This window comes from Brucella rhizosphaerae, from assembly GCF_002252475.1.
GTDB classification, from domain to species: Bacteria; Pseudomonadota; Alphaproteobacteria; order Rhizobiales; family Rhizobiaceae; genus Brucella; species Brucella rhizosphaerae.
Genome location: NZ_NNRK01000035.1, coordinates 107,949 through 129,283, shown reverse-complemented (window position 1 = coordinate 129,283; position 21,335 = coordinate 107,949). Strand labels below are relative to the sequence as shown.

The following is a 21,335-nucleotide window of genomic DNA, read 5'->3' as shown; positions in this document are numbered from 1 at the left end:
TCGATTACTCTAATTTCGTCTGTTAAGGTGGCAGAAGGTCACGCTTTAGATTAACGTGATATAACAGAAATTCGGCATTCACACTTTAGATGCCTTTATTTTCTGGTTCATATTGTCATTAGCAACAGCATTACTTGTTGCCGGAACGAACATTGCTCGCATAGTCTCGGTTTGAGAGCGTGGAGTTGCTCTGAAAATAATCAGCGAGCATCTTGTCGGAACTTCGATCGACAAAATTGTAATGCGGTTTACCGTGGGTATCCATAATAAGGATTGAGACATACTCAATGACCAACCCAGTTAAGAAGATGGAAACTCCGCCAAAAAACATGATCGTAATCATCAGTGATGGCCAACCAGTTACAGGTATCAGCGAGGGATCAATCAGTTTGGTGACGATCACAACCGCAGAGAAAAGAAATGCTAAAAAAATAGCCAAACCGCCAATAGCACTCCCGACACGGAGAGCTTTAACCTGTGTCGAAAACAAGAGACGGCGGGCGTGACTGAATAGACTTTTAAGATTGTAGCCGCTCTTTCCCGTAGCAATGTATCTTTCATCCTTCAGGCACATTGTGACATTAGAGATGCGCTGCGTGAACCACGAAAGCGCCATATCAAAGTATGTGCTGTGACCACAAGCATGAGAGGCCTCGCGCGCTATGCTACCACGAATGAGGCGGAAGCTGTTGAACACTGTGATGTCTTGATTTCCGCTTAACCGCACCATCAGGGACTTGAAAGTTTTGGAAGTCCAATCTCGCATGAAACTTTGATGCACGGGCTCTTCAGGGTTCGCATAAACGACATCCGACCCTAGACTAACGGCTTTCAACAGAAGCCCTTCAATTTCTTCGGGTGGGTGTTGCAAGTCTTCATCCATTGTTACAACCCAGTCGCCAGAGCTTCGAACGATACCTGCAACAGTGGCAGCATGCTGCCCATAATTCCGTGACAAATGGAACGGTTTTACCCAATCGAATTCCGACCCCAGATCGTCAATGATCGTGCCAGATGCATCTCTCGCGCCATCTTCCACAAATATTAACTCGGACACCCCAAATGGAGCACCTGCGTTAATAACATTGGAACGCACGCTGTCCACGCGTTCGCAAAGTTCCCGAAGATACGCTTCACCAGAATAAACTGGCACGACAATGGAAATAGAAATCATACTAAGCCCCGAAATTCTCTTGCTCGGTGGCTTAACAACTGCCAGAAGCGGTATCAAATGAAATCTGACGAGCGCACAATGAATGTGATAATGCAGTTTGGGCGATTTGGGGTGGTTGGCGTAATCAACACGTTCATCACACTTCTGGTTATTGCTGTTCTGACTTGGCTAGGCGCAACTCCGTTTGTCGCTAATGCAGTTGGTTATGCTGCGGGGCTTTTGAATAGTTACTTCGGGAATATGAAATGGACGTTCAAATCCGATAGTAGCTGGGGAAGGTCTGCTCGATTCTTTGCGGCATTCTGTATTTGCTACACCGTAAACGTCTTTGTATTGCAGATATCATTGCCTCTGGCTCAGTATCAAATATTAATACCTCAACTGATTGCGATGGGGGCGTATACGGTTTTGTTTTTTTTCTTTTCAAGGGCTTGGGTGTTTAAGATTTGAACAATTTAAAATGGTCGGAATACCTAGCCTTATTTCAACAGTATTCTCATTCATTCACAATACGATTATGATGGATAAGGGGATTAGAAAGTCGATGTTTCTGGGGCATATACAATGACGAATGATGGTAAGAACTTTTACACGCATTTATTTCTTTCGGCTCTTTTTCTAGTATCTGTGATTTGGCTTTTTCTGGGGGTCGCTAGCCCTGATGACATTTCCCAGAATACTCGACCTGCTACAGATTTTTCATCAATTCAAACTCATTGGAATAACTTTCGCTATTTCATTGTATTAATATCTCAACCCTTTCTGAATGCAGCCGTGCACTATAATGAGATGATGCCGTTATGGGTAACTTCGTTAGTTATTGGCATTGTTCTTACATGTTACGCAATCCTGCGTTACTCTGATTTGCCTATTTCGGTTCTACCATATTTTATAGTCTTGGTTACTGTACATGGATATTTCACCAATATATTCTACTATCCGATGTCATACTCAGTTTTCGGGTTTGGTTTTATTTTTATTGCGCTAGCCATTCTGTCGTTAATGAATTCTGGAGTAATTTGGGCATTTATTGCCGCGGTTTTCGTTGCACTGTCTCTAATGTCTTATCAGCCTGCTGCTCTGGTGATTCTGTTCGCAGCATCGCTTTCAGTAATTAATAAGTGGATGAAGGGTACAGCCGACACGCCGAAGTTACTCCAAGATGTCGCTCGAGCCCCAATCGCTTTTGCGATAGGCACACTCCTCTTTCTGCTCTCAATAAAACTGCTTTCTGATGGAAGCGGGCGAGCAATAGCTTCGGGAAACTTGATAACTAATCTTCCTGTTTATTTTTCCGCATTAATTGAAATACTTTTCGGCATCACGGCAATTAACAATATTTACCCTATAACGCAGCGGCTGGTCTTTCTATTATTGAATTTAACAGCTGTTGTGGCTCTTATTCTCAATTTCAGAAAGGCTTCTACAAGCGGAGGAATACTTGCTCTAACGGCGCTAGGATGCGCTTTTCTAATTTTTCCAAGCCCTTTAAACCTCTTTTCAGACCTATTCTGGCCGTCACCGCGAAGTATCTCTGCCTCGGTATTTTTTGAACTAGGCCTATTGTTCATACTTATTAATCGCTTTAAAAGCCAGATTAACAGCAAGTTCGTCATTGTCGCTTTTGGTGTTTTCGTCGCTATATCAGCAGTACATCAGATGAATGTCTTCGCGGGAGCGAAGTCCCAGAACGTTGTTGATCAGTTCGCTGCAAAGCAGATATTATTGGCGATCAACGAAATATCACCAATCACTACCGAAACAAAAATTGCAGTGGTCAGCACGTGGAAAAATGGTGTCATGACAAACTCATTTGTTTCAAGAGATAATGGGTTGTCGGCTTTTGATACGACATGGAGCAACAACGCCATCTTATGGCTAACCAGTGGTATAAAATATAAACAGGTGTCGCCGCCAGCGGGCGCTTGCGCAGCCCATCCAGAACCGCGCTTCTGGGAAATTGAATATAGAGAAGATGTTATCGTAGTTTGCATGAGATAAGGTTTTAGCTGGCTATTAGAGCTTATTCCGAAACGGATGAAATGGCTTTCGACATGCGCTTCAAAACAAATAGCTCGAGCGCTGATCCGATACAATCAGATCGAAGCACGCTCTAAACCAGCCATTATGACAAAAAACGATACTGCTCTGCTCCATCAAAACAGGAGGGAGCTAAGGACTCAGGTCAGGTTTAGAGATGATAAAATATCCACTTTCACTGTGACAGGCCTCATTACTGTACAATAGATGATGCTGAAATGACTGTCCCAAACAATTTAGCGAGCAGATACGTTGTCTCCATTACGAATTGGGGGTGAAACGCACGAAGTCAAGCCGAATCAGCATTCGACTGCGAAAATGGTAGGATAAATTTAGCTGAGAAACCTCTCAAGCGCCAAATCTAGTGCAAGAATATCTTTGTGAGGATTTCCATTTAAATTTACATGCTGCATCGCTTCAGAAAGAGCCTTAGATGTGGAAGCGCTAATCGAGCTAGAATCCATACCTTTTCGTGTAGCGCTCAAAGCAACTATGCCTGAGAAAAAACTCGAGTGATTATCGAAGGCTTTCGGTAGAGAAACTGGCGGCTTTGACAGCGCGGATGGAATAGCACCTTGGCTCCATTCATCATGCGATATTATCGGTATAATCGAAATACTGTCAAACGGGAAGGAAGCATTCTTTAGATCTGGGCCAAAGGCTTTCGACTCTTCGACGGGAAGCCGAACAACTGGTGTTCGTGCTATCAGTGAATCAAGTATTATGGTTGATTGAGTAGTAAGTACTCCATCAACTGCTTTTAAAAGTCGCATCAAAGGCCAGTCCATCGAGGTGAGTAGAATGTCATCGATTAAAATAATATTGTTATATTGTCTCTCAGAGACAAAATCATAAATTGAACTGTCGTCGGGGTGAGGTTTTATGAAAAACAAATGTTCGGGATTATGAGTGATTAAACGTTCGATCCATGAATAAGTTTCATTTGTTCCGTGCTTATGAACCGACCAATGAAGGTTCAACGCAACCAAAAGCTTGCTCCTGAAATCATTAGTCCATTTACCGAACCTGTTAGCGATAGCATCAGAGTGTTGTTCAACAGACGCATCAAAAGCCTTAGGTGAACCAATAACCTCTATATCGTGGGCTGAAGGGTCTGCAACAGCAGCAGCAAATGCGCCTTTTGCGTTGCTGTCCCAAACACCAATTACTTCTGAGGCCGGGGATATTGAGGACGCTATAGTCATCCCATGCTGAAGTGAAAAGGTATGATATCCAGTCTCTCGTGCCATTGCTATGACGGCGGAGTTTAACTGATGAGTAACACTGTGATTTCCTTCAGTCGCCGTCATCCATATCTCGCTCGCGTTAAGAGGTGGAGACATAAGTGAACGAGCATCATTTGACGTATTTAAAGTTTTAAATTCGATGCCCTTCTGGATCAGAAATCCTTTAATAACCCTCTGATAAGACTCGCTGATACAATCTTCTCGCAACGTGACCCGCAATAGATCGGCCGGCCAAGCATCCATTATACTGCGAGCGAAGGCCCAATCTTGGATAAAATGAACACAGTATGTTAGCTTCGGATAAGTACGGTCAAGGGATCGTTTTCTCCATCTGTAAGTAATATCAAGAATATCAGATATTTTCTTTCGAAGATTAGGCAAGGATAAAGGTCTTTTTCTTCCATTATTACGTACTATCAAATAATGCTGATGATTCTTGGCATCTCGGAAAGGATTGATCTTATGCCAATGAGAAACAGATATAATATCAGATCCAGTTCCTACGAAATGCACGTCCCGAACCAGCTCATCAAAATAGTTGTCCGAGTAAATCTCGAAGCCAGCTGTTTGAAAAATTTTCTTCCAAGTTTCTATCGGAATTACTGTCGAATGAAAACTATTTGCTTGTGAACTTGGCCGCGTACTAATAGAGATTACAAGAGCCTTGCCTGTTATGCTTTTAAGATTTAGCATGAAGTCAGCTAGATGCTCGTTGTCTATGTGTTCGGCCACATCTAGGCAGGTGGAAATCCAAGATTTTCCGAGTGCCCCCGAAAGAAAAGTAAAAATTTCCGACGTTTTATCACCGTCATTTCGAGATAAATCGAACTTTTTACAAAAAGCCTCTGGGTTATCGTAATAGTCTAGAGATGCGGCTTTCCCACCGCCCTCGCGCCAGATTTGGGAAAGTTTTCCGTTGCCACCACCGATATCCAGAAGACTAGCGACGCTTAGTTCAGCTGCCAGCTGCCGAAGTAGTCGCGGAAATCGTTCAACGTCATAAGATGTTGAGTCAGATTGATGAGCGTAATAGTTCTGCGCGTAAAGCTTTTCGTAATTAGTGACGCTGGCGGCTTCATGGCGGAAGGAAAATATTGCTTCTGCGCCCGGATCTGAAGGATATTTGCTCACGCCGGAAGCAAGCGAACAGATTCTGTTCAGTATCGTTTTCATTCCCGCGTCCTTCTGGTTCTGAATAAGACTGCATTATCCAATTGTAGACCGAATTACAAATGCTTAACTGCATAATAGGGCGGTTTTCCATGCCGAACGAAATTGGCAGAACTTCATGCTCAATGTATGCAGCATTCTCAAAACCGCAAATAAGAGCCTGTCATGCAAGGAAAACGAAGGTGCGGCCCATACATTTAAACGTCTCATTGATGCTTGAGTAGCGTCTCATACAGTAAAGAAAACACAATAGATGATAATGTCCGAGACGTTAAGGCGCTGTTGATTGAGTACACTGAAGCGCTGAAGTGCAGAGCAGATACGACACTATTGTCGGCAACAACTATAAAAATATGCCAAGTGCAATTACCGTTTGGCGAACTTATTTACTCGCGATCCTCGTTTGAATTCGCTTTAAACGTTCGGCCTCCGGGACTAGACTCTCAGAGATTACTAAAGCTGCTTCCGTCCAAAGATCGTCGCTTGTTTCACCACACTCTAACGCGCCCTTTTTCCTCGATTGGGTTGACTATTTCTCGTTGTCATTGGATCGAATTTTATGCAATTAAGTTGCCACGAGGATATCTCGGCAGTTTGACGCTGCGCTCTGCTGCACGCAAGCTTTTGCCATTTTGGCTAGGCTTACTCAACAATAATGCCTTAAATTCGCTCCGCCGGAGGGTTCATGTCTGAAGAACGCATGCATTTGGAAAGTGATCATTATGATCCATTTTATGCCAGCCAGCATGTTGGACGATATGAGATATTGCGCTCGATTTGCACAGATAAAGTTGTTTTAGACATCGCCTGTGGCGAGGGGTACGGCTCTGCACTCCTTTCCAAGTGGGGTGCCAAAGAGGTGGTTGGCGTCGATGTCTCGGAAGAAGCTATTAACAACGCCATTAAGCTATTCGCTAGCGATACGGTCAACTTTCATCAATATGATGCGCACCAAGCCGACAAGCTTCTTAAGCGAAAGAAGTTTGACTTGGTCGCATGCTTCGAAACAATAGAACACCTTCAAGAGCCAGTGACGTTTCTAAAAGCAATCAAGAAACTCCTTAACAAAGGGGCAATCATTGCAATAAGCTGCCCCAATGAAAAGAACGATTTCTCTATTCAAAACGACAACCCTTTCCACCTTGGCGTGTACACGCTTGACGAATTTAAATCGCTGACAGAAGGCGTCCTTGGAAAGGCTAGCGGGTGGCTTTTCGGAACCCCCACACAGGGAATGATCAACGTTCCCGTGAATGATAAGTTATCGCTGAAAGAGAATGCGCGGCTGTTAGATATTCTCGACGCATCTGAAGTATCCTCTGCTTCAGTTATTCCTCCTGCCTCTCACGTCGCTCCTTCTGAAACGAATTGTTTTTACTTTGTAGGATTATGGGGTGTCGACGCTAAAACAACATCAGTAATTTCCACGCTTTCATATCCGTCGTTCATATCCCCTTGGAAGAAGATTGAATTTCTTGAACAGTCACTAGCTTCTAAATTTGAAGTCGTTGAAACCTTGAATAAACGTCTGAACGAATTGCGATCTGAAACCAGCCTCTATAAGACTAAGGTGTCAAAATTGGCACGAGAATTGAACGCCGAAAGGCTTTTTTCCGGCAACCGTGATTCTGGGCAGTCTGCCGTCGATGCAATTCAACAGTTAAAGGCCGAGGTCGAAATGTACCGGCAATCCAAGTTTGTTCGGGTTGGTCGCAAAATCAATCGGCTTTACGAATTGCCAGGAATTGGCCATGCGTTGAGGGCTGCTCGCAAAGTCGCTAACGTTTTGATTAGGTAAACTCATGCCATCCCCAATAAAGTATGACGTTTCGATAATATTAAGCGTTCACAATGACGCGAAATACTTGGCTCGTACGATATGGTCGTTCTCCGATGCCGCCAATTTTGCAACGCAAAGCGGCATTTCAACAGAACTTGTTATCGTTCAGGATAACGCGCATCCTTCAATCCCTCATGCTCTCGCACAGTGTGATTTTGCCGCCTTCGCGAATGTGCAGCGAGTTGTGGTGTCCGTTGGCTCTCTAGGGCCATGTCGCCAAGCGGGTATCGATGTAGCTGAAGGCAAGTATGTTGCACTTAGTGATGCAGACGACCTAATTTCCTACAACATGATTGGCGACATGTATCAGCATGCGGAAAAGCATCAAGGCAAAGTCGTCCTGTTCCCTGATTGGCTTGTCGCTTTTGGTGGTCAGCATCATCTTTATAAAATATTCTCACTTGCGGAGGTTAACGAACTAGCCTTATTTGACCACCATCCTTTTATTTCACGGTCATTTATGTCCCGCGATTATGCTCAAGAAATAAGGCTGGCCAACGTACCGGTTGATGGTCCTTACGCTTACGAGGATTGGCATCACAACACTAATCTCGCTGCGAACGGCTTTGAATTGATTGTCTGTCCTAACACCGTATTTTTTTACAGAAAAAAAGGTGTCAGCATGCTGAACACTGTCAATTCATCATCTAGCAAAATTATACCGTTCTCCGACTACTTTATCCCCGAGAAGTACATCGATTTGTGTGCAACTGGACGACAGAATTATAAGAGCTTAGGAAAACTTCCAGAGGCTTCGGCAGAGGTTCTATATAGTGCTTTTACATCCTCAACACTTTTGTTGGAATTATGCTCAGCAGCTAACTTTATAGATCCGGCCATTGACCTTCGACAAATAAAACAATCGAATACGTTCTCAAATCGAAAAGATGACCTTACAGCTGGCAGCGCATACTTTCAGATTTGCGAACTGCTCAGTGGAAAGCGCTTTACAGATGTTTTCATTTTGCCATTCTTCACGATCGGCGGAGCTGAAAGAGTAATTCTTAATATAATTGACAACTTGTTGATGCTTGATCCATCTAGGGAAATCCTTTTTGTTTTTGGTATGAAAATCAGCGAGCATCATTGGCTCAATAGATTGCCTGAGCAAGTTACGACGTGTGACATTAGCTATTTCTGTGGCTCTGCGTCGGAAGAAACAATTGATTTACTAACGTTTCGGACAATACAGGCATTTGCCCCAAGCGCTTGTATATATATCAAAAGCTCGCCCTATGGCTATCGTTTCTGGGGTAGGTATTGCAAACTTCTTAGGAATTACAAAAGCGTATTGCTACGATTCTGTGATGGTTCGTTTGAGATGGAGTCACTACCTTTCACTGTCGGCTTCGACTTCAATTTTATTTCAGAGTACGGCGAAACCGTAACGCTTTTTCTTTCTGACAATAAATACATAAATGACGCAGACCGTGCCCGACTGCCATTTTTGGCGGGAAAGCAAGATGTTCTGTACTCGGTAACAACTGTAAATACTGATGCAGAAGAGTTGGATAATCGCTACAAAGATCTACATGATCGTATCATTTGGGCGTCACGCTTTGACCACCAGAAGAGACCTGAATTGCTTCCTCTCCTTGCCTCTTCCCTAGAGCGAGAATTTCCATCAGTTACGCTGGAGGTCTGGGGTACGGCTGTTTTGGGGACGGGAGATATTTCGCAACTACACGTCCACAATAATGTTGAGGTTAAGGGTGCATTTTCATCTTTTGAAGATATCCCTTATCGACAGTCTGATATGTTCCTTTATACATCGCGCTTCGATGGGATACCGACAGTCCTTCTCGCAGCACTTGGGGGCGGGATGCCTGTCGTTGCTCCTAGGTTGGGTGGAATTCCTGAGATCGTAATAGACGGAGAAACCGGCTTATTAGTTGATCCGTACCTATCGGACGAAGAGCTTATTCAGGCTTATATAGACGCGATACGGAAAATTCGCAGTAGCTCCGCGATTAGGCGTTCTATGGGCAACGCCGCTTTGAAGCTCATAAAGGAGCAGCACTCACCACAGAACCACCTTGATACAATTAAAAGGAACTTTTTTGATCTTGCGAACTAAAGCATGTTATCAAAATTTAGGTTCATGGTTCTATTTTGGTAATCCCCCATTTTATGGGGGATTACCATCCATAGTTTACTACGAATTAGGTATTTGGTAGGCTCAAGGGAGTAATATCGGAACTTGAATTTATGACCGTGGCTTTCGCCTTATCCGACTGGAAATGTCCCTCAAGATACGCGCCGCTTTTCGTAAAACAAAATAAAGGAGGGGTATTCGCTTAAGTCGCGCAGTTATGGAATTCGTTATACTGAAACCTTTTCGATTCTCTATATCCCTCAATCGCCACTGCAATTCAACTAGACCACTCGCACTGTACGCCGTACGGCATAAGCGTTGTAACTGAAGAGATTCGAATCTGGATAGACCACCCGTGGTTTGATAGAGACGAATTTGACCTGGCCATTCCGAATACGTCCTCGCCATTGAATTCTTCCTGACGCGATAAAGGCATGTTGTCTTCGGTATTATCGCGATACGAAGTCCATTGGCGATGACATTGAGATAGAATGCCCAATCTTCATATTTCGCTTTAGACTCGGCATTCCATTCGCCGATAAGTTTAGCATGAGAAACCCTGTAGCCAGAGTTCGCATGACCCAAATCGTTTTGCACTTGTGAGGTAACGAGCCCGTCTCCGAGCGGGCGGTAGATATACTGTCCCTGGGTGAAGTACTGATTGAAGTCAGCGCCAGCATCAAACGCCGCCAGATATGGAACCGCTGCAGCTGCTAAGGGATCGCGAGTCAACGCAATAACTATTGTCTTAACCCAGTCATTCAATGGAATATCGTCAGAGTCAGCATTGAGTATCAAGTCCGTTCTACACGCAACCAAGGCGGTATTACGCGCGCTAGCCAGCCCACGATTGAAGGTGTGATCAATGATCCTAAACGGTATGTCGAGGTACTCTTCGACAGCTTCTTCCATCTCTTTTCGACTTTTAGCGTGAGATGCATCATTAACGATGATAATCTCTTTTGGGTGAAGAGACTGCTGATTAAGTGATTTAAGCAAATCAGTAAATTCGACGATATTAGTGTTATAAAACGGTATCATCACGGTTGCGCTAAGAAAATCGACTTCTTTTTTATTGGCCTTCGCGTACTTAATAGCGTCGACTTTTTCATTATTTTGCCGGAGGTCTTCAATAAGCTTTGCCGTTATGAGACTTTTTTTACCGCTATCCCAATCGACTATTTCGCGAATTTTGCTTTGAAGCGTCTCTATTGAGAGATCAGCTAGGCACTCCTGCCACACTTCAGCTTGGAACATTTCAGGAATTCCCCCTGCGTTCCCGGCCAGAAGCAAGCCGCCATTCCCAACAACGTCATAGACCGCGAGTGGAAAATTATCACCGCGATAAGGCTCTATGAATAAACTATCTGATCTGTGCTTTCTTATGTAAGAAATAAGTTTTTCTAGATCAAAATCAGTATGTAATATTAATTTGAAATTACGCTTAAGGAGATTCTGGTTAACGAAATTTCCACTAGCCCCCCGTCCGATAAATGTGACTTCTTCAATCCCCCTGGCTATAAGGTCCGCGCAAAAACTTTTATCAAAAGATTCACGAAAGAGGTCAAACCCTTTCATTGGCATGAATTTTCCAATAAAAACTATGCGCTTTATAGTCGAAAAATTCAAATTATCTGTATTCATATTGGTATAACGATAAGGGCAGATCAGTGCCTTATCGTCTTCGATCATAATTCCCGATTGACTATAAAGATTGCGCAAAAAAATTGAAGGAAAGACGACTTGATCGCTCAGTTCAATACAGATTTTTTCCTTTACGGCATATGTTTGAGCATCGACCCCCAACCAAGCTTGGTTGGCATTTTCCAGATAATGCTGATTGCCATGACAATGCGTGACGATTGTGAGTGTGTCGGGGAGGATGCCAGCCTTCTTGGCTTGCGCGATGCGCATTCCTATACCTAAGTACTCTTGGAAGTGTATTTCCTTTACATCGGGGCACATAAATAATAACTGCGTGATTGCCTGCAGCAATACATCAGCGATTCCAATGTCACCTATTCTCGATACGTCAATTATATCTAAGGGGCTGAATATTTGATCGTTCGTTGAATTTTTCTTTCTGTCAAATTCAAAAGTAGTAAGAACAACCGAGCCATGATTAGAACGATGCCAGTCAGCAACGAAAGTACCGATGCCACCGCTCGCTACTAGCCCGGGGTATTCCGACGTAATCATAACAGACGATATATTTGAGGATGCAATACCAATTCTCGCTAATGCTTCTATATATGAAGAAGCATTAAACGAAAATTCCGCGAGCATTGAGCTGCCTTGATCGTCATCAACGTTTGCGCGGATATTAACCACCTGAGCAACATAGAATCCTGAAGACGTCAATAGATTTCTAAGTTCTCCGCTAGTCCATTCTCTGGCGTGAGATGGATTAGCTGGTTTACTTGTTTGGCTGCCATTCCCCAAATTTGAACGATCTGGTGTATATAAGAAGCAGCGATTATTTGCCGATCCTACCAACAATAATCGGATGAATGCTAATAATGGGCGTGGGTCTGTTAGATGCTCGATTACATCAGCACACAAAATTACAGTTGGTATGCCGTCTCGATAATTTTCGGCTGCTGCCAGTACTTCGTTCCATGATGTGAGATCGCACTGAACGTGAGTTTCATTATCATGTTTTTTCTTAGCAGCAGACTGCAGACCGGAAGCATTAATAGTAATAAATTCGATATTTTTGTGCGAAAAAGTATTCTTTATCGTGTTGTCGTCACCAAAACTAAAGTATACTATCCTCCTCGCATCATATTCATCGATAAACTTCCTAGCAGAAAAATATATATCATTTTGCGAGATATTATCTGAAGTCAAATCGTGATTGAATATATCGATCAAAATTCTAGCTTGCGAATTGACCCCAAAATTCCACTGTGGAGTTGATAAATACTGATGCAGATTTTTTTTTGCGCAATATTTATTGCTAAACTCTTTTTGTTCTGACATCAAGAATCATCCGAACTTACGGTGAATACTAAAGGCTATTTACAGTAAGATTTATACCGTCTTCGAGCTCAACAATTGGATGCCAATCAAACTCATTTCTTACTAATGATATATCTAGAATACTTTTTCTGACATCGAAAGTTCTGCCGGGGAGATGGTTTCTTTTCGCTTTTACACCCATAGAGTGTTCGACAAGAGTAATAATTTCATTAACGCTTTTTCCTTCCCCACTACCTATGTTGAAAATCTTATGATTGCCTTTATAGGCTATCGCGGCCTCCATCGCGCAGGCCACATCACCAATATAAATGTAATCTCTTTGAGTTTCACCGTCTCCGTATACGTCTACGGCTCGACCGCTTTTTATGGCATCAATCACTGCGGCTATCAGGCCAACCCCTTTGGTCACTGATTGTAATGGACCATAAGGGTTTGACAATCTAAGAATCAAATAATCCTGCTGCTTAGTATACGCGAACACTCTAAGATAATTTTCAATTAGTAGCTTATGCGCTCCATAAGCATTCATCGGTATTGTAGGGTCACTCTCGCGGGAAGCTACCATACCATTGTCACCGTATACCGTGCCACCAGAACTAACGAAGATAACTTTCTTTACATTAGATTCTGCGCACTGATCCAATAGCGAAATAGTAGGTTGAATAGTGCGAATAAGATCACCCGCAATATCGGAATTTACTTTAGGTGGATTGGTGCCATGAATTAGATTATAAACATAATCTTGCCCAACTAGCGCTCGCTTAATTTGCTCCACATCAGAAAAATCTCCGCGATGGAACTCAATATCAGAATGCAAAAAATTTGAAGCTGTTCTTCCAAACGAACGCACCTTGAAACCAGCCATTAATAGTTGATTGCATAGGTGCGTGCCTACAAAGCCACCACCACCCAGCACCAATACTGTTTGCTTAGACAAAGCGCGTTCTCCTTGAATCTATGATTGCACTAATTGAAAGACCTTTACCTGTCAAATATGCCAAGTCCTCAAGGCCAGTCTGATTCATTACGCTTTGAAGGTGTATGAGATACAATGCCAAGTATACTTAAAGGGACTGACAATCAACGTGATAAGAGAAATCTTAATTATATAATTAATCCAGTGCGTTGACTATCTTATTTCAGGGAATTGGTATTTTGCCATTCTTGAACCATAGATTGAATTCTCCTTTGCGCTTCTGCTATCATTGGAGTGTAACGCTCGTTCTCAAAGCCCCAAAGAGTGGATGTCGCATTTTCCTTATGGCCAGCAATAAACGGTAGGGCCACTACCACCCGAAGACCTTCATGACGTTCCAAGTATCTGTCAATAGTATTAGTGACGGAATCGTTATTAAGAGGATTCCATTGCGACAATATTTTTAGCGCACTTTTGTTGTATATATTGAATACGGTGCTAGTCATCTTGTCTATAGTAACATAAGTGCGCCCGCCAAATTGATCAACAGAGATAATATTCGCGGTAGAATGAACATCCGCCATCAAACCCGAGAATATATCCCAACTAGATTTACGCATATCAAGATACTCATTTATCTCATGAATAATTCTGTTGAAATTTTCGGGTAGCTCTACGTCATCTTCAATAACGGTTAGTCTGTCTACTTCATGCGACATTGCATTGCGTGATAAGGCATTGAAACTGCTTCCACAGCCAATCCAGCCCAAACTATGGCGTATGCCATCAAACAACTCACACCCATCTGGTAACGATTGGGCTATAGTCCTGCGCCGCTCTATCGTTTCGGGCAACGAAAGGGCAAAAAAATCACTTTTACGAGCCACGTATATCGGCTGTTCGAGAATAATATTGGCTGGAACGATTCCCATCGCCACCAGAAAGCGGTCCATCATAAAATTGAAACGGTCGGAGCTAACCGAAACAGCTTTTTCGATAGTCTTGCTCATACTTTCCAGATCGTTAAGCATCTCCAAAGCACAGGTCATCATATTATCGATAGACCCCTCATCGAAGAATTTAACAGCACCTTTGAGTTCAGGATATTCATCCTGATCGGCTGTTCCTTCGGAGAGCACAGGGACGCCCAAAGAAATGCACTCACATATCCGCGGCATTTCTAGCAATGCGCCTTCATAGTAGTGGATATTTATAACAGCCTTGGATTCCTTGATAATGTCGTAAAGTTCACTTCCAAATAAATTGCCACATATTTTAACAGTATATTTTTCTTGAAGCTTCCCAAGAAACCTACGTCGTCTTTCGCTGCTTGAATAATCGCCATAAAATACAAAATCATATTTTTTGGGCTTGGCCTTGCATTCAACAGCTTCATCCCGCGAAGCGCCGATAGGCAGATAATGTATGCTAGGATATTTCAGGCCATTCCGCGAGAGAAAATCGATATTGGTCAGAGAATACTCTAAAACACCCAATGAACTTGTGAGCGTCTTTATATATTCTTGCGTAAACCACCGTGAATTCACCGATTGCTCAAGCTGAAATATGACTCGTCTGTTTGCTGGGGGAAGATGTTTGAACATTTGGGCGCAGAGAACTACGTAAAAATCATGATCAAAGCTCTTAACAGAGCCCATTGTGATTTCACTCTCGATTCCGTGGAATGCCAAACGCTTGGATATTGTGCGAGCAATGAAATGCGTATGCGGAGTACAAAGAATTCCCCATACAATACCATTTCCATTTGCGAGCCGTCGACGCAATTTCACATGAGTGTGTTCTCGTCCGTACCATTTCAGGCGGTTCATCAATCCTGAGAAGTCTCCACGAGCCAGATAGCGCAGTGCATTAGTCAACTGTCTGAAGAGGCTAGCGAATTTTGGCATATTTGTACAACATCCTGAAATTGAAACGAAACTCAGACAATGGAGATGCCAGTGTTAACAACTAGCTTCTTAAGCCGCTTTAAATAGGGGCAAAGGATACAGTCTCCAGAGGACAAAACTAATTCTCCGCCTTTAACGGAAATACTCAAAGAGGTAGTGCGTCTTTAACTTACCTACTTTTCGTTTTGATGTTTATAAGCTCAGCCGCGATCTTGTCATTCACCGAAGTAAGTTTGAAGAACATCTTCGGTTGGGCCATCCATTTTAACTCTTCCGTGTTCAAGCCATATTATTCTGTTACAGTTCTTTTTCATCAAGTCTTTTGAATGGCTTGCCAGAATGAGTATTTTTGTCGAATCAACTAGCTCGCGCATACGTGTATTCGCACGCTCCTTAAAATCTTCGTCGCCGGTTGAGAGCCATTCATCCATAATCAGGATTTCAGGCCGAACAGCCGTTGAAGTCGCAAATGCCAACCTTAATTGCATTCCCGAAGAGTAGGTGCGGAACGGAACATCCAAGAATTCGCCAAGACCTGAAAAATCAGCAATTTGTTCAAATTTTTCATCAATTTCCTCAGGTGGCATACCCATCATCGCTGAGCGCAGACGAATATTTTCTTTTCCTGTCGCATCTGGGTCTATGCCAAGATTAATATTGATCAACGAAACGCAATTGCCATTGATGATTGAACTACCATGTGTCGGCGTGTAAATCCCCGACAAAACACGAAGTAGCGTGGTTTTCCCGGATCCATTGTGGCCGATCAATCCCACTCGATCCCCGTCCTTGAAAGTCAGGGAAATATTGTCAAGACCACGAACAATCACCAGACGGTCACTACGTCTTTCAATCTTCCCGCCCGTTGCAATGCTAAGGACTCTATTTTTAAGCGAACGACTTGTCGAGTTATAGATTGGAAACTCGACGCTAACATTCTGAAGGTGAATTAAACTCATTTTCTACAACCAATACGCTACGCGCCAACGATATCGCCCAAAAAACACGATTGCGACAATCCAACCAATTATCGCGCATGCAAAACCAAAGGTCCAGTCAAGCAAAGATGGAGGTGATCCGAAGAGAGGAGCTCTTACAAGCTCGATAAAATGATAAAACGGGTTTAATTCGATAAATGCGCGTGACACGTGATCAGGAAGAATCTTCACCATCCACATAATCGGTGTAGCATAGAACAGTACCTGTAGAATATTTGTTACGACCTGTGTCATATCGCGGAACCGGGCGCAAAGAATAGCCAATATGAGCATCATCCAGGATAAGTTCAGACATAAGAGAAGGAATCCAGGAATTGCCCAAAGTGCATTAAAATTAATCATCTTGCCGAGTATCAGAAGAAGAATAGGAAAAATAACAATATTATGTGCAAATATTATTACGTTCCTCCATATAGCACGCATTATGTGCGTAAATAGGGGCATACGAACTTGCAGAATTATCCCATCCGAAGAAGTGAACGTCGTGCATCCTTCGCTTAAACAGGTTGAGATAAAGCCCCACGTAATAACACCAGCACAAAGATACGGCAGAAACTCGCGCATCTCACTTTGAAAAAGCGTTCCAAATATCAGTCCAAGCGCGCCAATAAATACGGCCATGTTTAACGTTAGCCAGAAAGCCCCTACACGGGATCTGCGATATCGTTGGGCGACATCTTGCCATCCGAATATCAACGCCAATCGATATTTCGATAGAGCTTCTGAGATATCACGAAGAGCAACCCTTGCACCTTTTGTTGGCTCGGCGATTACAACTTCGTGGGTTGCGTTTGCTGCAGAAATGTCGGTACTCATGATCTTATCTGGGCCGATCTTCTATTTGTCACGACTGCCACTTTCTCAAATATTTTTTACCAATGTGTTATAGCGTAATTGAAGAAATAGTGCTCCTAAGTCAACTGCGTGGTTATCATTGAATAAGGCCCTTTTGGGGCCTTGCGCTGCATTCGTGTCTGTCAACAGTAAGAATGCTCGATAAAAGGCATTGAAACATGCTTTCAATTCGGTAATTGGCTACTCATTCGCACGCTCAGTTCAGACCTCGATGACAAGTTTCCACCGACAGCCGTTTCTGTCCTGCTCCCACTTATAACCAAAGGGATTGCAAACAATGCGAGTTCTCCCAATCCGGATGTCAAAAGCGTGGTGAGTGTGACCACAGATCCATAGTTCGGGTGCCATAGCAGAATGCAAAAGATGGCCGAATACGTCGTCACTGCTAGCAAATAGATAGTGTGCTTTCATTCCCGCATAGGCTGGAGGGGTGCACTCCGGATGCGTCATGTGATGTGTTACAACGACCGTGCTGCCATCAAATGGCTCCGAGAGCTTTCGTCGTATATAATCCGCATTGGAGTGATGAAGATTCAACACGTATTCAGGCTTAAAACGCTTGCCATTTTGCATATAGATCGCCCGGAAGTCATGTAGGACACCCCCGCGCTTCATGTGTACGCTGAGGTAAATCTGATCGTGTGGCAAGATTCATTTCAAAATCGACCCACAAGGTAGCCCCGATAATCCGAGTGTAGCCAATTACTATCTGATCTTCATCAAGGCAATAAAAGCGGTTCAGCCAGTCGAGCGATAAGGTTTCAACTGCCTTGATGATCTGCCGGTCCGTTTCCATGGAACGAAGGCGGTCACTCAGCAGCCACCGATCTATGTCCTGATAATACTCATGGTTTCCAGGAACGTATACGATAGGCTTCTCATATCGCCGGATGAGAAACTCTAACGTTTCGGCCAATTCCGGGGTACTGTTGAGATCACCGGCAATTAAAATGAGATCGCAGTCCGGCGCTTGCTCTCGGCTCGGATACGGCACATCCTGCAGTTCATTGTCAGTATCAGACCAGATCCATAACTTCATACGCCTCCACAACCTATTTAAAATTCTTCGACACCTATTGTGGCTGCAGCGCTCGTTACCCGCTGAAACTTAGCATCTGCGCCACAGAAGCTCACAACAGCTACGCAACGCTGAGCCTATCAAAAGGTTCAGCTTAACAGGGCTGGATGCACTTAAAGAGAGCAGATAAGCTATTGAGATATTTTCATTAGAGCTGAATTGCTTACCATCATCGCTGATCACACCGCCCATCCCTACTTTTTAGTAATGTTCATGCTTTTTTACCTAGACGATAAAAGCGACTGAAGGTGCGTGCGTAATTCCTGTCGAGATCAAGAAGCCAGAGCTCGGATGTGAGCCCACTGGGCACGAGATTCCCCAGACGGGGATGTTCAAACAACGCACCCTCAAGACAAGTTGACGGGCGGCCGCTTACCTTCCAATTTGTTATAATCGGCGCGCTGTTCAACTCCAGTTCACTGGGGTAATCACCCTGCAATATGCGCTCCAAATCGCCAACAAGCGACTTCAGCATGGCGATTTCGAGCTCAAGTTCTGTACTGTTCATTTTTCCATTTTTAATCGTGACCGTCATGGACTGCTCCATTGATTTTTTACAAGTGGGGTTAATCGTGCGCAGCAACGCGCCCGAGGATCTGTTCAATTGCTTTATTGCATCTGCTTGCTGCGCTACTCGCAGCGCAGCCTTTTAGGCGTCGAGCGCATACTGGCTCCAATACGATTCGGTAGCGCTCTAAGCACATGCCGCCGCTCTGATCACTACATCAGAGAAGGTTAAAGCGTATCAAAACGGGGTGGTTTTCCGCGATCCATTTCATCGAGCGCAAGGCGTGTGATAATTGACATGATTTGTCTGCACTGTTCTTGTTCGTCAATTGCAAGACTTTTGCCAAACCACAGCCCAAGCATTTGTCTCTGCCGAAGCTGGATTTCCAGTGCTTGTTTTGCACTGCCCGGAATTTCTGTTAGCTGATCCAGATCGTTCAGAGACCAGATCCTCTCTGGAACTTTGGTCTCACCGAGCATCGGGTCGATCATTACAAACTCAATGTTCTCTACTTCAACCCCGAAATATTGCCCAGCTAATGGTGGTAAAGTGCCAGCAAGGACGCCTCTTTCTATCCGCCACTCGTTCATGGCACGGCGATTAAGCCCAAGACCATATGCAAGATAAATATAACGCAATCTCTTGAGTTGATGATCATAAAGCAAAAGATCAAATGCAAAGCCGCCTCCCAGATAATTTGGAGTTAATGAATGTCGTCGCCCATCATCGGGTCTTTGATCTGATAATAAGGCAGCCGCTAGCTGATCAGCTATTGCTCGCGAAATCGGTATGCCAGGGGCAGACGAAAAGAATGCCTTTTGGGGATATGCCGCTGAAGGAGATAAAGTTTCTTCAATCAAACTGATGAGTTTTTCACCTTCACTCCAAATGAGCTGCCGCGCTATCCGATCAAGAAGCTCCGGCTTCTGAAGTTCAATGTCGTCGAGCTTTCCAAGGTCAAAGGAAAATCTCGACAGTTCGGATGTTGCGTCGAGTTCACGGCCGAAATGCCGGCGCGGGATCCGATTTTGCATTAAAACAATATGACCAATCGTATTTTTTAACGGTATAGTTTCTCCACTCGGCGCGTGGTGGTCACGTGCAGATTTGTTTGAGTAAGGATTTTAGACGCGCACCATTTTTCTCGCAGCCTCCCAACAGTACGTCGGAGCGAGGTCATTTAGCGGACGGTAGAAAACCGCAGCGTTATGCGCAAAAGCACACGGCGTTATTTGCAGTCAAAAGAATTAATGTGTTCGCGCTTAGTAAGTCTCAAACGCGTTGGTAGCAGAAATTATTTCCGCGGTTTATGCCAATTGGCACCACGAAATCCGGCGAACGGATCTTTTAATTGCGGATGAATATCGATAAGATCGATCATAGGCTTGGCTCCTAAAACAGTAGGCTAAGTCAGTCTCCATCAGCTGTTAGAGCAGCTGATGGAGACGCCTGATTGATCAGGCAAGGTCACTATTGCAGGATCTTTTTTCTCCGGCAAGAATCCAAGAGCAAAAAAGTCGTCGACATCCCATTTTATCTAAGTCCCGGATCTTACCGGCTTTTTTCCATGCCGTGTGTACTGGGATTTTGCCATTAAATTCATGCTTTTCACGCATATTAGCATTTAGCAGAGATCTGAGCTTAAAGTTATTCACAGGCCTTGGCTCTCAAGCAGTTCAATTGGAATACGCGACAAAAATGCATGATACCAATCATCAACGATGTGCTAATTAAGCAATACACGTTGGGGGACGTTATGATCGGTGATTGGTTTTCAGACAGCGCTTGGCTTTTTTCCGTGGCGTTCGTTTCGTTCGCGCTCGGAAGCTATCTCCTATGGCGGCTGCCGAGGTAGCCTACATTAGATTCAACCGGTTCGGATAAGACATAGACTTTCTATGGCAACTGCAAACAGCGTTTCATGAAGTAATGGAGGGACAACAAAACAAACCCGCAAACTGTGTTTCTAAAATTTGTCATCGAAGCCAAAGGCAATTGTTCCAGAGATCGATAAAAACGAAGCGTCGCTAACTTGCTTCTATTTCCCGTTATCAGTGAGATCATCCCCTTGCAGCATATGTGTCTTGCGGCGAAAACCCCAAGTCGATGCGGCGTACTTGGCAATGAGGTCGTCCAGTACATCAAGAGAAGCATCCTCATCGAAGCCTTGGCCTTTTAAACCCTTGAGTATCAAGCCAGTGAGCTGCTCAAGAAAGTGATGATTTTCATCTTTTGACGCACGAACGATCATAAAATGAAGAACCACGCGGGTAATATCATCACGTGGGGGTCTTCGTTCGGCTTTCAATCTATCGCGATATGCCCTCTGGCGCTCACGCTGTTTGCGCAAACGGTCTGCTTTGCTCCCTGCTCAATGACCTCATTAGTTCTCCAAAGTCAGCGTCCTTAATTAAACTATGAGCTCAGAAACCGTCAGCGAAAAATGATTTTCTCCGCCAAGCTCTCCCTCGCAAACCACGTTTGCTTCGGAATCGGAAAACTCAGATTTGGTAACGTTTGCGTAA

General features: G+C 43.9%; 15 protein-coding genes. 4 read left to right on the top strand and 11 right to left on the bottom strand.

Annotated features, from left to right (window positions below; all coding sequences use genetic code 11):
- Positions 1 to 130: 130 nt before the first annotated feature.
- Positions 131 to 1,174, bottom strand: a complete 1,044-nt coding sequence (locus tag CEV32_RS22285; protein ID WP_094579315.1) for a glycosyltransferase — start codon at positions 1,172 to 1,174, stop codon at positions 131 to 133.
- Between the two features lie 57 nt (positions 1,175 to 1,231).
- Here CEV32_RS22285 and CEV32_RS22280 point away from each other — a divergent pair, with 57 nt between their 5' ends.
- Both CEV32_RS22280 and CEV32_RS22275 read left to right on the top strand, forming a co-directional pair.
- Positions 1,232 to 1,624, top strand: coding sequence for a GtrA family protein (locus CEV32_RS22280; RefSeq protein WP_094579314.1), 393 nt, complete (start codon positions 1,232 to 1,234; stop codon positions 1,622 to 1,624).
- Between the two features lie 114 nt (positions 1,625 to 1,738).
- Positions 1,739 to 3,175, top strand: a complete 1,437-nt coding sequence (locus CEV32_RS22275; protein WP_094579313.1) for a glucosyltransferase domain-containing protein — start codon at positions 1,739 to 1,741, stop codon at positions 3,173 to 3,175.
- Positions 3,176 to 3,546: 371 nt separating this feature from the next.
- On the opposite strand, the gene CEV32_RS22270 is transcribed toward CEV32_RS22275, so the two are convergent.
- Positions 3,547 to 5,634 carry a capsular polysaccharide export protein, LipB/KpsS family gene (locus CEV32_RS22270; protein ID WP_094579312.1) on the bottom strand — a complete coding sequence of 696 codons (2,088 nt, stop codon included), beginning with the start codon at positions 5,632 to 5,634 and terminating at the stop codon, positions 3,547 to 3,549.
- Positions 5,635 to 6,316: 682 nt separating this feature from the next.
- Here CEV32_RS22270 and CEV32_RS22265 point away from each other — a divergent pair.
- Both CEV32_RS22265 and CEV32_RS22260 read left to right on the top strand, forming a co-directional pair.
- Complete coding sequence (locus CEV32_RS22265) at positions 6,317 to 7,429, top strand: class I SAM-dependent methyltransferase (protein WP_094579311.1); 1,113 nt, start codon at positions 6,317 to 6,319, stop codon at positions 7,427 to 7,429.
- Between the two features lie 4 nt (positions 7,430 to 7,433).
- Entirely contained in the window at positions 7,434 to 9,548 is a 2,115-nt protein-coding gene (locus CEV32_RS22260; protein WP_094579310.1) for a glycosyltransferase, read from the top strand.
- A gap of 129 nt (positions 9,549 to 9,677) precedes the next feature.
- Here CEV32_RS22260 and CEV32_RS22255 read toward each other — a convergent pair whose 3' ends face one another.
- From CEV32_RS22255 to CEV32_RS22215, 9 genes are all read right to left on the bottom strand, one after another.
- The gene (locus CEV32_RS22255) at positions 9,678 to 12,548 is read right to left on the bottom strand and encodes a glycosyltransferase (protein ID WP_094579309.1); all 2,871 of its coding nucleotides are present in this window, start codon (positions 12,546 to 12,548) and stop codon (positions 9,678 to 9,680) included.
- Positions 12,549 to 12,576: 28 nt separating this feature from the next.
- The gene (locus CEV32_RS22250; RefSeq protein WP_167382841.1) at positions 12,577 to 13,485 is read right to left on the bottom strand and encodes an NAD-dependent epimerase/dehydratase family protein; all 909 of its coding nucleotides are present in this window, start codon (positions 13,483 to 13,485) and stop codon (positions 12,577 to 12,579) included.
- 197 nt (positions 13,486 to 13,682) lie between these two features.
- Positions 13,683 to 15,371: a methyltransferase type 11 gene (locus tag CEV32_RS22245; protein ID WP_094579307.1), complete on the bottom strand. Its 1,689-nt coding sequence runs from the start codon at positions 15,369 to 15,371 to the stop codon at positions 13,683 to 13,685.
- A 215-nt stretch (positions 15,372 to 15,586) separates the two neighbouring features.
- Positions 15,587 to 16,330: an ABC transporter ATP-binding protein gene (locus CEV32_RS22240; RefSeq protein ID WP_094579306.1), complete on the bottom strand. Its 744-nt coding sequence runs from the start codon at positions 16,328 to 16,330 to the stop codon at positions 15,587 to 15,589.
- A 3-nt stretch (positions 16,331 to 16,333) separates the two neighbouring features.
- On the bottom strand, positions 16,334 to 17,185 hold the full coding sequence (locus tag CEV32_RS22235; protein ID WP_094579305.1) for an ABC transporter permease: 852 nt from the start codon (positions 17,183 to 17,185) through the stop codon (positions 16,334 to 16,336).
- Positions 17,186 to 17,813: 628 nt separating this feature from the next.
- Positions 17,814 to 18,263 carry a metallophosphoesterase gene (locus tag CEV32_RS23955; protein ID WP_235818865.1) on the bottom strand — a complete coding sequence of 150 codons (450 nt, stop codon included), beginning with the start codon at positions 18,261 to 18,263 and terminating at the stop codon, positions 17,814 to 17,816.
- Between the two features lie 250 nt (positions 18,264 to 18,513).
- Complete coding sequence (locus tag CEV32_RS22225) at positions 18,514 to 18,837, bottom strand: DUF6634 family protein (RefSeq protein WP_235818864.1); 324 nt, start codon at positions 18,835 to 18,837, stop codon at positions 18,514 to 18,516.
- A gap of 200 nt (positions 18,838 to 19,037) precedes the next feature.
- Entirely contained in the window at positions 19,038 to 19,844 is an 807-nt protein-coding gene (locus CEV32_RS22220) for a hypothetical protein (RefSeq protein ID WP_094579303.1), read from the bottom strand.
- Between the two features lie 1,004 nt (positions 19,845 to 20,848).
- On the bottom strand, positions 20,849 to 21,160 hold the full coding sequence (locus CEV32_RS22215; protein ID WP_094579302.1) for a hypothetical protein: 312 nt from the start codon (positions 21,158 to 21,160) through the stop codon (positions 20,849 to 20,851).
- Between the last annotated feature and the right edge of the window lie 175 nt (positions 21,161 to 21,335).

What these genes read in the sequence shown, in the direction of transcription:
- CEV32_RS22285 (WP_094579315.1), bottom strand. Translation starts at nt 1,174, where the DNA reads ATGATTTCTATTTCCATTGTCGTGCCAGTTTATTCTGGTGAAGCGTAT.
- CEV32_RS22280 (WP_094579314.1), top strand. Translation starts at nt 1,232, where the DNA reads ATGAAATCTGACGAGCGCACAATGAATGTGATAATGCAGTTTGGGCGA.
- CEV32_RS22275 (WP_094579313.1), top strand. Translation starts at nt 1,739, where the DNA reads ATGACGAATGATGGTAAGAACTTTTACACGCATTTATTTCTTTCGGCT.
- CEV32_RS22270 (WP_094579312.1), bottom strand. Translation starts at nt 5,634, where the DNA reads ATGAAAACGATACTGAACAGAATCTGTTCGCTTGCTTCCGGCGTGAGC.
- CEV32_RS22265 (WP_094579311.1), top strand. Translation starts at nt 6,317, where the DNA reads ATGTCTGAAGAACGCATGCATTTGGAAAGTGATCATTATGATCCATTT.
- CEV32_RS22260 (WP_094579310.1), top strand. Translation starts at nt 7,434, where the DNA reads ATGCCATCCCCAATAAAGTATGACGTTTCGATAATATTAAGCGTTCAC.
- CEV32_RS22255 (WP_094579309.1), bottom strand. Translation starts at nt 12,548, where the DNA reads ATGTCAGAACAAAAAGAGTTTAGCAATAAATATTGCGCAAAAAAAAAT.
- CEV32_RS22245 (WP_094579307.1), bottom strand. Translation starts at nt 15,371, where the DNA reads ATGCCAAAATTCGCTAGCCTCTTCAGACAGTTGACTAATGCACTGCGC.
- CEV32_RS22240 (WP_094579306.1), bottom strand. Translation starts at nt 16,330, where the DNA reads ATGAGTTTAATTCACCTTCAGAATGTTAGCGTCGAGTTTCCAATCTAT.
- CEV32_RS22235 (WP_094579305.1), bottom strand. Translation starts at nt 17,185, where the DNA reads ATGAGTACCGACATTTCTGCAGCAAACGCAACCCACGAAGTTGTAATC.
- CEV32_RS23955 (WP_235818865.1), bottom strand. Translation starts at nt 18,263, where the DNA reads ATGAAGTTATGGATCTGGTCTGATACTGACAATGAACTGCAGGATGTG.
- CEV32_RS22225 (WP_235818864.1), bottom strand. Translation starts at nt 18,837, where the DNA reads ATGACGGTCACGATTAAAAATGGAAAAATGAACAGTACAGAACTTGAG.
- CEV32_RS22220 (WP_094579303.1), bottom strand. Translation starts at nt 19,844, where the DNA reads ATGCAAAATCGGATCCCGCGCCGGCATTTCGGCCGTGAACTCGACGCA.